The sequence below is a fragment of the Pseudophaeobacter sp. EL27 genome, assembly GCF_900313025.1.
Lineage (GTDB): Bacteria > Pseudomonadota > Alphaproteobacteria > Rhodobacterales > Rhodobacteraceae > Pseudophaeobacter.
In genome coordinates, this window is the sequence record NZ_OMPQ01000012.1 from 1 (window position 1) to 14,887 (window position 14,887).

At 57.4% G+C, this 14,887-nt stretch carries 12 protein-coding genes; 6 read left to right on the forward strand and 6 right to left on the reverse strand.

Features of this window, described 5'->3' with window-relative positions; translation table 11 throughout:
• The 5 genes from tssK to ED661_RS14715 form a co-directional block, all read left to right on the forward strand.
• On the forward strand, window positions 1-1,265 hold a 1,265-nt coding region (gene tssK, locus ED661_RS14695), incomplete at its 5' end, for a type VI secretion system baseplate subunit TssK (protein ID WP_254054851.1).
• A gap of 69 nt (window positions 1,266-1,334) precedes the next feature.
• Window positions 1,335-2,768 carry a type VI secretion system protein TssL, long form gene (tssL, locus tag ED661_RS14700; RefSeq protein WP_122074686.1) on the forward strand — a complete coding sequence of 478 codons (1,434 nt, stop codon included), beginning with the start codon at window positions 1,335-1,337 and terminating at the stop codon, window positions 2,766-2,768.
• Entirely contained in the window at window positions 2,765-6,337 is a 3,573-nt protein-coding gene (gene tssM / locus ED661_RS14705) for a type VI secretion system membrane subunit TssM (RefSeq protein ID WP_122074687.1), read from the forward strand. The genes tssL and tssM overlap by 4 nt, the downstream gene beginning before the upstream one ends.
• Entirely contained in the window at window positions 6,337-7,023 is a 687-nt protein-coding gene (gene tagF, locus ED661_RS14710) for a type VI secretion system-associated protein TagF (RefSeq protein ID WP_122074688.1), read from the forward strand. Before tssM ends, tagF begins: the two co-directional genes overlap by 1 nt.
• A complete protein-coding gene (locus ED661_RS14715; protein ID WP_122074689.1) occupies window positions 7,020-7,742 on the forward strand; it encodes a PP2C family serine/threonine-protein phosphatase in 723 nt (240 codons plus the stop codon). The genes tagF and ED661_RS14715 overlap by 4 nt, the downstream gene beginning before the upstream one ends.
• Window positions 7,743-7,949: 207 nt before the next feature.
• Here ED661_RS14715 and ED661_RS14720 read toward each other — a convergent pair whose 3' ends face one another.
• Together ED661_RS14720 and ED661_RS14725 are read right to left on the reverse strand one after the other, a co-directional pair.
• A complete protein-coding gene (locus tag ED661_RS14720) occupies window positions 7,950-10,115 on the reverse strand; it encodes a serine/threonine-protein kinase (protein WP_122074690.1) in 2,166 nt (721 codons plus the stop codon).
• 126 nt (window positions 10,116-10,241) lie between these two features.
• Window positions 10,242-10,826, reverse strand: coding sequence for an OmpA family protein (locus tag ED661_RS14725; RefSeq protein ID WP_122074691.1), 585 nt, complete (start codon window positions 10,824-10,826; stop codon window positions 10,242-10,244).
• Between the two features lie 176 nt (window positions 10,827-11,002).
• Between ED661_RS14725 and ED661_RS14730 the strand changes: the two genes are divergently transcribed.
• On the forward strand, window positions 11,003-11,842 hold the full coding sequence (locus tag ED661_RS14730; protein ID WP_122074692.1) for a M15 family metallopeptidase: 840 nt from the start codon (window positions 11,003-11,005) through the stop codon (window positions 11,840-11,842).
• Between the two features lie 28 nt (window positions 11,843-11,870).
• Here ED661_RS14730 and ED661_RS21960 read toward each other — a convergent pair whose 3' ends face one another.
• The 4 genes from ED661_RS21960 to ED661_RS14750 all read right to left on the reverse strand — a co-directional run bounded on the left by ED661_RS21960 (window position 11,871) and on the right by ED661_RS14750 (window position 14,860).
• Window positions 11,871-12,512, reverse strand: coding sequence for a hypothetical protein (locus tag ED661_RS21960; RefSeq protein ID WP_162930138.1), 642 nt, complete (start codon window positions 12,510-12,512; stop codon window positions 11,871-11,873).
• Window positions 12,505-14,004, reverse strand: a complete 1,500-nt coding sequence (locus tag ED661_RS14740) for a caspase family protein (protein WP_122074764.1) — start codon at window positions 14,002-14,004, stop codon at window positions 12,505-12,507. Before ED661_RS14740 ends, ED661_RS21960 begins: the two co-directional genes overlap by 8 nt.
• Before the next feature lie 140 nt (window positions 14,005-14,144).
• Window positions 14,145-14,471, reverse strand: a complete 327-nt coding sequence (locus ED661_RS14745; protein WP_122074694.1) for a hypothetical protein — start codon at window positions 14,469-14,471, stop codon at window positions 14,145-14,147.
• Window positions 14,472-14,473: 2 nt separating this feature from the next.
• On the reverse strand, window positions 14,474-14,860 hold the full coding sequence (locus tag ED661_RS14750; protein WP_122074695.1) for a response regulator: 387 nt from the start codon (window positions 14,858-14,860) through the stop codon (window positions 14,474-14,476).
• Window positions 14,861-14,887 lie beyond the last annotated feature (27 nt).

Sequence of the window (14,887 nt, forward strand, 5' to 3'; positions counted from 1 at the left end):
ATACCGAAGGCCTGGTGACAGGCCTGGCCCGTCGTCTTGGTCCCTATGCCTGGGGGGTCAATGCCTTGGAGATTGACCACGAGGCGTTAAAAATTGGCCAGTTTGCGCTCAAATCCTGTGAGGGCTTGACTCAGGATGGCTGTATTTTTCGGGTGCCTATGGCCGACCCGCATCCCCCGGCACTGGAGGTGCCGACCACCATCAAGGACTGCGTTGTCTATCTGACCGTGCCGCAGCGCCGTCAGGGCGCCGTCGAGGTGGATCTGAGCGGCGCTGAACGTTCAGCCAGCCGGTTGCGCCCCGAAAGCCAGGAGGTCACGGATGTCACCAGCACCGAGCGCAAGCCGGTGCCGCTGAATGTTGGTAAGATGCGCCTGCAGTTTGCCCTTGGTGTTGACGATATGGCGGATCTGCTGGCGATCCCGGTGGCGCGTATCATCGAGGTGCGATCAGACAAAGAGATCGTGCTGGATCAGGCCTTTATCCCCTCCTGCCTGGATGCGCGCGCGGCCTCGGTGCTGCGCGATTTCCTGCGTGAACTCGAAGGGTTGCTGGCGCACCGCATGGAGGCACTGTCAGGTCGTTTGGCCGAGGCAGGAACGGCCCGTGGCGTAGCGGATGTCTCTGACTTTATGCTGCTTTCGGTGGTGAACCGGATGTTACCGATGATCCGGCATCTGCGTCAGATCGAAAATCTGCATCCGGAACGTCTGTATATGCTCTGTGCCGGGCTGGCGGGTGAGCTGTCGGGCTATATGGCGACGAATAAACAAGCGCCAGAGCTGCCCTCTTATACCCATGATGATCTGATGGGGTGTTTTGCGCCGCTCATTCGGGTGTTGCGGCAGTATCTCAGCTCGGTGCTGGAACAGACAGCGATTGCGATCAAACTGGAAGAGCGCAAATACGGCATCTCGGTTGGGGTAATTGCGGATCGCAAATTGCTGGGCAATGCAGGGTTTGTCTTGGCGGTGAGCGCCGATCTACCGGCCGAAGACGTGCGGCGCCATTTTGCGGGCCAGGCCAAGATCGGCCCGGTTGAGGAAATTCGCCAGCTGGTCAACTCGGCCCTGCCGGGGATCACCTTGCGGCCCCTGCCAGTTGCTCCGCGTCAGATCCCCTATCATTCCGGTGTGGTCTATTTTGAGATGGATGCCGATAGCCCCTATTGGCGCAAGATGACCACCTCTGGCGGCGTGGCTGTGCATGTCTCCGGGCAGTATCCGGGGCTGAAGATGGAGCTTTGGGCCATCCGCAACAGTTGAGGCAAGCAGGTTTATGAATTCTCCGCTGCGGTGGGGGGTTTAGGTAATTTGGTGAGTGGGTAAAAGAACATGGGTGATTATGACGACCCCTTTGCGGAACCGGGTGATACCGATAAAACGGTGATCCGCCCCAATCCCGGTGGACGCCGACCTGCAACTGCGCAGCCCTCTCCTGTTGCGGCGCCAGCTTCCGGCGGTGGTCCAGAGAGTGCTGGGGGTGCGGGTGAGGATGCCTTTGGTGTGCCCCAGGCCGCCACAGCCCAAAGCAGCCAATCTGCCGGCGCCGCCACTGGCAAAGCAACACCCATTGCGCTGACGGGGATGAACCCTCTGGCGGCCTGTGCCTCGACCCTGTTTGCCCTGATCAGCCGCATTCGCAACCGGGCACAGCATATGGATCCGGATGGGTTGCGCAAAAACGTGGTGGCCGAGGTGCGCGCCTTTGAAAACCGCGCCTTGCAGACAGGAATTGCAGCGCAGACGGTAAAAGTAGCCCGTTATGCACTTTGCGCGACTTTGGATGACGTGGTGCTGAACACGCCCTGGGGCGGGCAGTCCAGCTGGGGGCTACAGTCCATGGTGGGGACTTTTCATCGCGAAACTGTTGGCGGTGACCGGTTTTACGATCTTTTGGCGCGGCTGGAAAAGGAACCCGGCGCCAATATCGACATGCTGGAGTTTCTCTACATGTGCATGTCGTTGGGATTTGAAGGCCGCTTGCGCATTGAGCAAGGCGGTCCGGAAAAGCACCTGCAAATTCGAGCCGCCTTGGCCCGTATTCTGCGCAATCAGCGCGGCCCGATCGAGCGGGATTTGTCGCCGCATTGGGAAGGGGTGATCAAGCCTTTCAAGGTTTTGTCTGCCTGGCGTCTGGTCTGGATCGCCCTGGTGGTTACATCTGTCTTGCTGGTGGCGCAGTTTCTGGGGCTGAGTTGGGCCCTGTCCAACCAGACCGGAAATGTAGTGGGCCAGTTGAGTATCGTGGATGCAGGGCCACGGGTCGAGTTGGAACGCCGAGCCCCGCCCCCTCCGCCGCCGCCTCCTATTCAGACGCTCGAAGAACAGGTGGCAAAGGTCGCGGGTTTTCTGGAGCCGGAGATTGCAGAGGGCATCGTTCAGGTTTTCCAGAAGGGCAATACGCTGATCATTCGCCTCGCAGGTTCGGGGATGTTTGGCTCTGGCTCTGACCAGCTGAGCAAAGCCTTCAAAACGCCGGTGGCCCGGGTTGCCGAGGCGCTGAACGGCGAAAAAGGACAGATCATTGTCGCGGGTCACTCGGACAATATCCCGATCCGGTCCTCGCGCTTTCCTTCCAATATGGCGCTGTCACTGGCGCGGGCCAAATCGGTGATGACGGGCATGGCCCGGGTCTTTGACAACCCTGATCGTCTTTCTGCCGAGGGACGTGCCGAGAAAGAGCCGATTGCCGACAACGGCACCAAAGCCGGGCGGGCCAAGAACCGCCGTATCGAGATCTTGCTGGTGCAGGAGGTTGACCAATGATCCGCCGCTATCTTTTGCCCCTGTTTAGATCGCTTTATTCGGCGCTGATCCTTCTGGCGATTGCGCTTTCGGCCTGCACCTGGTTCTTTGCGCCCTATATTGGCGGCGCAGAATGGCGTCCCTTTGACAGTATCCAGGCGCGGGTGATCACCATTGCGGTGATCTGGATCGTTATCCTTTTCATCATAGGGCTGGTGTTCTGGCTGCGTCGCCGTCGCGACCGGGCGATGGCTGATGACATGGTTGAGGCGGTGGATATCGTTGATGATGACGATGTGATGCTGGAGGAAATCGGCGAGCTGCGTGGCAAATTCAAACAGGCCATGACAGAGCTGCGTAAATCCAAAAACGGGCGGCGACACCTGAATGTGCTGCCCTGGTATGTGATCATCGGCCCGCCCGGATCCGGGAAAACCACGGCAATTGTCAATTCCGGCCTGCAGTTTCCGCTGGCGGACAAGCTGGGCAAGGCGGCAATTGGCGGGGTGGGCGGCACGCGCAACTGCGATTGGTGGTTTACCAATGAGGCGGTGCTGATCGACACAGCTGGGCGCTACACCACTCAGGAAAGTGACGCTGAGGCAGATAATGCCGCCTGGCTCGGCTTTTTGGGGCTCTTGAAAAAGTACCGTAAACGCCAGCCGATCAACGGCGCTCTGGTGGCGATCTCGCTGTCGGATCTGTCGCTTCAGGACGAGGTAACGCAGAAATCCCATGCCCAAGCGGTGCGCAGGCGCCTGTCCGAGCTGCGCGAGCGGCTTGGCGTGCGGTTCCCGGTCTATGTTCTGTTCACTAAGGCGGATCTGATCGCGGGTTTTCAGGAGTATTTTGACGCCCTGGGCAAGGAGGAACGCGAGCAGGTCTGGGGCTTTACCCTGCCTCTGATCAAAAGCAAAAAAGACCCTGCAGGGATTGAACATTTCGACGATGAGTTTGCCGGGCTGCTGGGCCAGATGAACGCCCAACTCTTGGAAAAAATGCAGAATGAGACCGATCACCAACGCCGGGCGTTGGTGGCGGGGTTCCCCTCACAGGTGGCCTCGATGCGGGCTGTGGCCAAGGAGTTTCTAACCGAGGTCTTTCAGGACAACCGCTATGAGCAACGTCAGATGCTGCGCGGTGTCTATTTCACATCTGGCACCCAGGAGGGGACGCCCATTGACCGGCTGATGCTGGGCATGGCGCAGACCTTTGGCATTGGCCGACAGGCGATCGGTACCGGGCAGGGAACTGGGCGCTCGTTCTTTTTGACCCGACTGTTTGAGGGCGTGTTGTTCCCTGAGGCGGGCCTGGTGTCCGCTGATGATAAGGTCGAGCGACGTTATCGCTGGACGCGGCGTCTGGCCATCACAGCAACGGTTTTGGTGGCTGCGGCCATGGGCGGAATTTGGGTGAATTCCTATTTTCAAAACGCTGAGTTTATTCGCACGGCTGAAGCAAAGGTGGTCGATTATCAGGCCAGAGCCGCAACCCTGCCGCCAAGCCCGGTTGGTGATACGGATTTGGTGCCGGTGGCAGAGGCGCTCAATCTGTTGCGCGATATGCCGGGCAATCCGGTGCTGGCAGATCCAAAGCCCGAGCGCGCGATGACCTATGGGCTGTATCAGGGCGAGGTGATCGGCACCCAAACAGCGCAGACCTACCGTGCAGCGCTCAATCAACGCCTGCTGCCGCGGCTTCTGGTCCGTTTGGAAGAGCAGATCGAAGGCAATGTGAACAATCCGGATGTGCTGTATGAAGCGCTGAAAATCTATCTGATGCTGGGTCTGCAGGGGCCAATGAACCCGGATCTGGTCAAGGAATGGATGCGGCTGGACTGGGAGTTGGTGGCCTATCCCGGCGCCGCGCGCGCGCAGTTGCGCAGTGACCTGATGGATCACATGTCGGCGCTGCTGTCGCAGCCGATGGAAGAAATTGCCCTCAATGGCCCTTTGGTGGAGCAGGCGCAGAATATCCTGTCGGAGATGCCGCTGGCGCAGCGGGTCTACAACGGTATCGTCAACTCCAATCAGGCAACCAGCCTGCCGAAGTGGCGGTTGACGGAGATTGGTGGCCCCTCGGTCAAACGGGTTTTAGTGCGCAGTTCCGGCAAGCCGCTGAACGAAGGCGTCGAGGGTATCTTTACCTATGATGGCTTTAACAACGTGTTCCTGCCTGAGGCCGTCAGCGTTTCCGAACGGGTCCAGAACGAGGCTTGGGTGCTGGGCGAGCGCGCCGGGGATGGCCAGAGCGAATCGGCGCTTTTGGCACTCAGCCGCGATGTGCTGGATCTCTACTACAACGACTATATCAGCCGCTACGATCAGGTTTTGGGGGATGTGGACATTGTTCCGCTGGAATCGCTCAGCCATGCGGTTGAGGTGACAAATGTTCTCTCGGGTCCAACCTCCCCGATCATGAATATCCTGACCGAAATCAGCCGCGAAACCCGCCTGGCCGAGAACCGTTCAGCTCTGGATTCTGCCTCTCTGAACGAAGGTGTTTCGCAGGTTGTTGGCATCGAGACCCGCTCTGGCCTGTCCATTCAAGGACAGATCCTGCTTGAGGCTTTGATCAGCTCTGCCGCCAATGCGCCGGGAGAGGCCCCCAAGCCGCCGGGATCCTATGTTCAGGAACGCTTTCAATGGCTGCATGATTTGGTGGTCCGCCTGGAAGGGCAGCCCTCGCGTCTGGACGATCTGATGGGCTCTTTGCAGCTGGTTTACCAAGAGCTGAACAAGATGTCGTTCAGCGGCGTCGCCTCGGGTGAGAGCGGTCAGGCCTTGTTGCAGTTCCAGCAGACAGCCTCGCGGATTGATGGGCCTATCCAACGTTGGGCAACCCAGATTTCGTCAGGCTCCTCGGGTATTACATCTGAGGGAACGCGGGCATCGATCAATGCGCGTTGGCAATCTGCGGTATTGCCCTTTTGCCAAAAGGCGCTGGACAACCGATATCCGTTCAATCGCCGTGCCCGCGCCGATGTGGCGATGGCGGATTTTGCAAAACTCTTTGCGCCGGGTGGGCTGATCGACGGTTTTTTTGATGAGAACCTGCTCAAATATGTGGATACGCGCAGTCGCCCATGGACCTGGAAACGGGTGAATGACGTTGATCTGGGGATCAGTCAGGCAGTGTTGCAGCAGATGCAATATGCGGCTGAAATCCGGGATGCCTTCTTTAATGGTGCAGCCACTCCTTTGGTGCAATTCCAGATCACACCTAAGGCGCTAGACCCCAAGGCCAAGGAAGTGTTGTTGGAAATTGATGGCACAAAGGTCAGCTACAATCACCGGATGGGGCAGCCCACGCCAGTTTCTGTGAGGTGGCCAGGATCAGTCGGCCTGGCGCGGATCACTCTGCTGCCGCAGCGGCGCGGCAATGAAAACACAATGTCGCGCGACGGGCCCTGGGCCTGGTTCCGGCTGCTTGATGCAGCAGAAGTGCGGCGCACCAATGTCAGCGATCGGCGCCGGGTGAACTTTCGCGTAGGTGGCCGACTGGCGCTGTTTGAGCTGCAATCGGGATCGGTGGTGAACCCCTTTGCCTTGCCTGCCATGGCAAAATTCCGCTGCCCGAAGTCGATGTAATGGCAGCGGGGTTTGGAGCTTTTGGCAAGATGCCCGACGTCGGAGATTTCTTTCGGCTCAACGTGTCTGGCGGCTTTGTGCGGGTCTGGGACAACTGGCTGCAGCAGTTGCTGATGGAAGGGCAGGCCCAATATGGGGCCGGTTTTGACACCCACTACATGTCGGCGCCGCTCTGGCGGTTTACCCTGGCGGCTGGCCTGGCTGGTCCTAGCAAGATCATGGGGGTTCTGATGCCTTCGGTGGATCGTGTGGGACGTCGCTTCCCGCTGACCCTGGTGCTGCCTTTGGACACTCCTGGCCCCCCGGCCTTGGACCATTTGCGCGAAGGTGCGCTGTTCGAAAACCTGGAAGAAATTGCCCTCTCGACGCTTGAAAACGGCATGACGAAATCGCGGCTTGAAGAAGACCTTCAGGCCATAGAGGTCCCAGGTTTACGGGCCTCGGTGCCGCTGCGGCACGAAGGGGAGACCCTGGTCCTCACGGGTAGCGGCGGTGATGATGCTTTGGTTGCGACCCATCTTGCAGGGGCTTTGCTGGCAAAACAGGTGCCCGGTGGCGGTGTCTGGAGCACCCATCTGGAGAGCGGACCACGGATGATGGTCAAAGTGGATTTGCCGTTGGGGCGGGCGGGATCCGGGTTGTTTGACCTGGCAGCACCAATTTGGCGGGAGGCCCAGCCGATATGACAGATGTCCGGACTTACCGTTTTGTGGCGCAGACCCATGTGGGGCTGAAACGAAAGGTGAATGAGGATGCATTCCTTGCTTTGCCGGATCACCACATCTGGCTGGTTTCTGACGGAATGGGGGGGCATCAGGCCGGTGATTATGCCAGCGCTTTGATCGTGGATACGGTGGCGTCACTGCCGCTTGGACTCGATCCGGCGGCAAGGATGCATGGGCTGCGGGATCGAATACAGACTGCCCACCGGGCAATTCAGGCCGAGGCACAGGCGCGGGGAGGGGGCACCATCGGCGCGACGGTTGTGGCTCTTGTGCTGGCAAATGGTCATTTCCTCGGCCTCTGGGCGGGGGACAGCCGTCTCTATCGATTGCGAGATGGCGTGATCGAGCTTCTGACCAGCGATCACTCTGCTGTGGCTGACTACGTTCTGGCCGGCAAGATGGATTGGGACGAAGCCGATCAACATCCCCATGCCAATGCGATCACCAGGGCAGTTGGGGTCGGCGAAGAGCTGGAGCTGGATAAGATCCGGGGTGTTGTGGAGGCCGGCGATCGGTTCCTGATCTGTTCAGACGGGCTGACCAAATACGCAACCTTCCCTATTCTGCAGGAGGTGCTGTCGACAACTCCGCTGGAAACCGTTGGTGATCGCCTGCTGCAAGTAGCCCTGGAGGGAGGCGGAGCAGACAATATCTCCCACATCGTCGTGGATGTGATCTGACCGGACCTGTGCGACAAAAAAGGTGCTGTTCTAGTGGGAGATCAGCACCTTCGTTGGCTGGATGAGGCTTCTGTGAACCCTCTCCATAGCTATGAATTCCGATGTCTCTCTCCAAGAACCTGCAATGGCATGCTCTAGAGCAACTTCAAACGCCTGGCTTTCTTCCTACTGTGTGCTGGCTAAACCACTTTGAAGATGCAGAGGTGGTTACGGCAGGGCCGTTTCCAATATCTTGCTGTCCATTGATAGGATCAACCCGGCATCCCTGGCGCTGTTCTCCTTGAGAGCCTCGGCAAAACCAACAGCGCTTTCGGAGGTGGGACGCAGCCCGGCGAACAAGGGTTCAGAGGAGTGCAGGACCAGAACGCGGCTTTTGCCAAGCGTGCTGTCATCGACGCGGAAGGCGAGGCCGCCGTTCAGAGCGGATTCTGCCAGGGTATAGGCCACGCGCACCGAGAATGGCCCAGTAGTGTCACCGCGCAGCTCTGCAATCGAGTTTTTCTGGCGCGAGAGATTAGGTAACAGATGAAAGACGTTACCCGAGACATCCAATATGGAAACCGTTAGAAAGCCCGTACTGATCGTGGCTGGTAACTCTATGTCGATAACCGGGTTTTCACCGACAAAAAACCGTCCCGACGGGTTGGGCACATTGTCATTGCCGGTACTGAAGGCGACATCTATTTCCCCGGTCGGTGCGTTTGGCAGCGCACCTTCAACGACGCAAAGTGAGGGGTTCAGGATCTCAACCTCAAAGGAAATCTTACGGCTCCCGGCGAGGCGACGCAGCGCATCAAACATCCGAACGCGGGTTTCCGACCCGGCAAGACGGCCCGTAACGGTGATTGTATCCTCGGGACCAAAGCCGCCCCCCACCGATCCAGGCGTTACATGCAGGGGGCCACAGTCTTCAAAGCCGCCAATCAGGCCGCGCACCTGGGAAATGGCGAGAACCGGCAGCCGATAGGTGATCTCTACCGTGCCGTCCAATCCGCCAGGCAACCCGTCTTCAAACTTGGCGTTCAGTGCAGCGGCCAGATCGGGATCACTGGTGATGCCGCTCAGTTTGGCCTGATTGTCGCTGACCGCGAGACGCCATCGCTGGAGATCAGATAGTGGGGTGAGGGTGGCCAGAATATCCTCCCCCCAACTCTCAGAAATTGCCCCGCTGGAAAGGGTGATATCAGCCTGTTCCACCAGTGCCACCAGCGCATCCCGGCTGTCTTCAGAGGGCATGTTGCCGATGGCACGGCTTGGTCCGGTTTTGGTTTTTTCGACAATCAGCGTAAAGGGCTGCGCAACCGGGTAGCGAGGCCCTAACAAGGGATCAAACAGGCCTGAGAAGAAGGCACCGGCGCCAGCCATGCCGAGGGCAAGAATGGCTATCAGAGCCAGGAGGGGGGCTTTACTGCGGGATGTCTCTGCTTGGGTCGGTTCGCTCTTGCGTGTGCTGGTCGCTTTTGCCGGGGCCGCAGCGTTTGGGACAATGATTGTCGCCTCATCTGAGGGCGGTTCGGGGAGGGGGGGCGTGGCAGCCTCTGGGTCGCTTTCAACGCGATCCAGAAAGGCCAGCACATCCGCCGCACTGCCAAGGCGGCTATTTGGATCAGGGTCGCACATCCGCTCGATCAGCTGCTTGAATGGCGCTGGCAATCCGTCTGTATCGAGTGGCTTTTGTTTGTTTTCAACCACCTCCATGGGGTTTGCCCCCAGCGAGGGAGAGGCGCCCCGGAAGTTGGCCAGTAAGAGTGCCCCCAGCGAATAGATGTCAGCACGGGCATCGGTATTGCCTGCCAGTTGCTCTGGCGCTGCATAGGAGTATTTGCCGGCAAATTCATTGCCCACAATGGTTTCTGCTCCAGGGTTGGTATCCTTGGCAATGCCAAAGTCGATGATCACCGCCTTCGCAGGATCGCCATCGCGCAGGATGATATTGTCCGGGCTCAGATCGCGGTGGACGATGTTGCGGGCATGGGCCGCCTTTAGGCCTTCGGCGACCCGGCGGCAGATGATCAAAAGATCAGCGGCCTCCATCGGCCCCTGTTTCAGTTTTTTATCCAGGCCTGGCCCGTCGATATAATCCATCAACAGATAGATATGGCCATCTGGCGTGCGGTGGTTTTCAGAATAGCGCACAACCGCATCATGGCGAATTTCACGGATGTTTTCTTCGCGGGCCATCAGGACTGTGAAGTCCTCATTGCCGGAAAACTCCTGCTTTAGAACCTTGATGGCAACGAGGTTGCCAGAAATCTCCGAACGCGCCTTGTAGACGTTCGACGTCCCGCCCCGGCCCAGGAGCATTTCAATGCGATAAGTATTGTTGAGCAGATCGCCTGGTTGAAAAAGATCACTGGGCTGGGAGGTGATCATCGCAGCCTATCCTTGTCCAAAGCCGGTACTTCGTGAAACTGTCCAAACACAGCAAAACATGCTGTGCAAAACCGCGAGGGATGTGCATCTTCAGGCCGCAAAGGGGCCAGGTTGAATGGCATAAGGTTAGCCCAGAGCCTGGAATTCTACACGTCGGTTTTCATCTGCGCGCGGATTGGCTTCGTTATAGGGGGCGGCCTCTCCCATGCCGATTGCCTTGAGCATGTTTTCCTCTATGCCACAGCTGCTGATCAGATGACGGCGGACTTCCTGGGCGCGCAGCAAGGAGAGCCGCTCATTGTAGCTGGACGAACCAGAGCTGTCGGTATGGCCGATGATCTGGAAAACCGTCCCCTGCAACGCCTGCATCGAGGCACACATATTGACCAGTTTTGGCTGCTGATCTGCCCGCAGTGTGGCGCTGTCAAAATCAAAAGAGATCTGCAGGTTGATCTGTGCCTGGCGTTCAACCGGGGAATATTCCGCGCTGGCAGCCGCAACAGTAGCGGTTTCCTGATTATCAGAGGCCTGCGGCACGGCAGCAGCAGCACTGCTTGGCGCAATCACCAAGCCGCGGGTCTTTTGCTGTTGCAGGATTTTGGTAATCTCTTCCACAGACTGACCCGCAGTGCTCTCCTGGGCGTGGGCCCCGGAGGCTGGCAAGAACAGTGCTGAACACACAAAGGCAGCAATAATACTGTCGCGGACCATAACTTGTCCCCTATACTGAAAAAACATCACTAGAAAAGACTATACCACATGCGCAGTTCTGCCAATGGGCAGGATGGGAATAAGAGTTTTGTCAATTGATGTGATAATTCTGGACAAAGGGCTTTACTCACCTGCCGCCTGGGCCTTGAATGGACAGGTAATGAGTTGAGGGTGTTATGCGGGTTTTACCAGCTATTATTGTCTGTATCGGGCTGCTCTTGGCACCTGCTGTCTGGATTGGCCTGAAGTGGATGCTGTCCGAAGAGGACTTCCAGGGGGCCTCGGTTGATTCTACGGCACGGATCGAAATCGAAATGTTGCGCCAGCAAATCGAAGACCTGCAACTGCGCCTGACGGATCTCCAGACCGAAGTCACGCGCCTGCCGCTTGCCGGTGGCGCACAGATGGCACCTGCGGCCTCCTCGGCTGAGGCCGAGCGCGAGATCTGGGATCAGACCGAAGGTGCGGATCTGGACTACGCACAGGTTGTGTTGATTGCCGATCGGGTGAATGTCAATCGCGGCTTGAAGGTGACGGGTGGCCGATACCTCACAGAGCGACTGGGACGGCCACGCGAGACCCTGAATGATACCTGCCAACCGATGACCAACCCAGAGTTGAGAGAAAAACTGGTGACAGAACAGGTTGGGCCAATTCGGGTTAGCATGTTGCGCCCAGCAATCGAGAGCCTGAAAGTGGTGTTTGAGAACATTCGCCAGGCAGATCCGGATCTATACAACCGTATCAATACCGCCGGAGCGCTCTGTGTCCGCCGTATCCGGGGCACCACCAATTCTCTGTCCACCCATAGCTATGGCTTGGCGGTTGATCTCAATATTGACGGTCAGCTGGATAATTTTACCGATGGGAAAACCCAATTGGGGCTGACGATCATGGCTGACTTTTTCTTTGCCGAGGGCTGGGTTTGGGGCGCTGGTTTCCGGCGTGAAGATAGCATGCATTTTGAAATCAGCCGCCGTCAACTGGATGCCTGGATCGCAGAAGGCCGCCTATAAGAGCCTTCCTGCAGATCCGGTCCATTCCTCAGGACCGCAGCAAGACCTTGTTTGAGCCCAAAGCCGCAGCCACCTGTTGGTATTGACTGGCGCGCGTCGCAGACTGTGTTGATGAGCGTAAAAGCTGGGTTTCGGCTTCTTCGAGAATAGCGATTGCCTGCCTATGCACGCTGGGGCGTCGGCTTGCAGGAACTGCTACCAATGGGCGGGTGGAGCGCTGACCGTCAGCGCTGCTGATGCGGGCGCGTGGAGCGTTACGGTCGCTGTTTTCACGCACCAAAAGACGCAGCTCTTCTGCGGTGTCGCGCAAAATCTGCTTCAGTTCTTTGTGACCGTGTAACCCGGAGGCATCCTGACTGAGTGTTGCAAGACGCTCCGCCAGACAATCCGCGACATAGCTTCCGGCCGCCTTGCACATTGTCTTCATCTGCGAAATACGCGTTGATAACTCAGGGACGGTCGTGACTTGGGTTGCCGGAGATCGACCCGTTGGGGTTCCTTCATTTGCTGAGTCAGAACCATAGCTGCCGCTATCTCCCGTAACCTGTGCTGACACTGAGGAGGATATGATCAGCAAAAGGCCCGCAACACAGCCAAGAATTGTTTTTGAAACGGAAACCATGGCGTAAACTCCTGAAATTTTTACTTTTTTGATGGCCCAACTAGTCATCCAACCCGTAGGCCCGGCGAATGCCTCGCTGGGTTCCGGGACCAAAATCACCATCAATAGAACCTTGATAAAACTGGTTTTCTTTCAATTTGTCCTGCAGTGCCCTGCGGGTGTTCAATGTGAACATATTTGGGCGTTTGCTCAGTAGATCCAAGACATCGGCGCTGCCGGTGCGCAGGGCTGCATACAGGAAATGAGCTGCCTCCTCGGGGCCTTTGCCAGGCACCAGACCGTCGTCAATGAGGGCGGCAAAATTGAACTGTGCTTGTGGGTGTCTGAGCTCAGCGGCCCGCTGGAAAAACCCATAGGCTTTTTGAGGATTAGCCGGCAGGCCAAGGCCGCCCTGATGATGCAGGAAGCCCAGATCGTTGATTGCATCAGCAAAATTTTGTCCCGCTGCAGCTTGATACAGCTGCAAAGCCTTTTGCGGGTCGGCTGCAACGCCGGTGCCGCGCTCATAAAGTTTGGCCAGTTCAAACTGGGCTTCCGGTGCCCCTGCATCTGCGGCACGTTGCAGGAAATCAACGGCTGCAACAGGGTCAAATCGGCCCGCATTGGGGTTGAGCCGCATATAGGCCAGCCCCAGCATTGATCGTGTATCGCCCTGCTCAGCCAGAGCAAGCAGTTGCTGTTCCTGATCAGGCTTGATTGCGGACCAGGCGTCGGAGGTGCCTGCAGGCAGCGCCTCGGCGCCCTCCGAACCAGTGGAGGCGAGATAAAAGGGGACCCCGGTCAAAGATCCATAGGTATGGGGTTCCTGCAAGTTGCCGGTTTTTTCCAGAACCAAATCGCGCACCTGCCGGAACATCAGGCTGATTTCCAGGCCCGGTTGCGCCATTTTTTGCATCAGAGCCTGTGCATAGGGGCTATTTGTGCCGCTGCCATCCAGAGCCACCTGACCATCACGGGCTGCAAAGGCCACCAATGTGCCACGGTCAGGATCGACCGCAGCCATGCCACCACCGCCACCACGGGTGTCATTAGATGCGGTGTCTGACGCATTGGCTTGGCTCAGAGTGAGGGAGTCACCCAAAGGATTGTCCCGGCAGCTGTCGAGGATGACAATCCGCATTTTACGGGCACGATCCACCGCGGCCAACAGTTGTTTCAACGAGGCAGATTGGCGCTGTACATCACGGTTGCTGGTGACATTCGCATCCACGGGGATGAGGAAATTTTCACCCTGTACTTCGATCCCATGCCCGGCAAAATAGATCAGGGCAAGGTCTGCCACTTCGGAGCGGAACGCAAAGTCATCCAGCAACCCGACCATGTCCTGAGTGGTCGCATCCAGCGAAAGGGTGACATCAAAACCAATGTTTTCAAGGCTTTGTGCCATGCCGTTGGCATCGTTGTGGGTGTTCTCCAAAGGCGGCAGATATTGGTAGTTGGCGATGCCGATAACCAGTGCGATCCGATCCCGCGCCGCCTCTGCGATTTGAGGAAGAGTGAAACAGACCACCGCTGTCAGAATCTTGAAAAACCGCACCATAGCAAAACCAACGAAAACCAAACAAAACTACAGGTAATCTAGCGTGCTGGGGCAGCAAAGAAAGAGAAAAAGCCGTTCAAGCAAAATGCTCAAACGGCTTTGAGGTTTGTTTGGGTCTTTTACAGGCCTTAGCCTGTATATCAGGTGGCTACAAAACTGCCAATTTCCCGCAAACGTTCCCGCAATTTCTGCAGCGTAACTGTTTCTGTTGCGGCTTGAATGTCAGCCTCACCCGTATCCAGAACCTGCGATTCAACCCGTTCATAGAAACTGGCCATCCCTGCAAGCGTCTGCATGACCAGGTCGAAGTCCTGCAGAGATTGAGTCTCCTGCCGGGTTGGCTTGGTCCCACGATCAAATATGTCGTGGACCACGTCTTCCAGGGTTTGAACCTTGGAATACAGCTGTCGCATTTCTCGCGCAGAAATCGCGCTGAGACCGGAAATAGTTTCGTGCTGTCCATCCATGGTTACAGCCGCCCGACGACCTGCTCGATCGCCTGTTTCATTGTCGCCACGGTAAAGGGTTTGCGGATGATGTTGTTCAATCCGAGTTTTTTACCGACTTCAATGATTTCCGGCGTTGGTTTGCCGGTAACCAGAATAAAGCCAAGCCGTTGTGTTGCCTGATTGCCCCGCACTGCTTGCAGCAGACCCAGACCATCCATGCCGGGCATGTTGTAGTCGGACAAAACCAGATGCACTGGGGTTGTCGTTAGCTTTTGAAAGGCGGATTGACCATTGTTTTCCACCATGTAGTTCTTGATGCCAAGTTCGTCCAAACACTGGGTAATGATACCGCGGCTTGTGGACATATCATCGACGACCATGACGCGTAGGGAGTCTTTAAGGCTCATGTCTTTTTCCTCGTGTTGCTCTTGTTG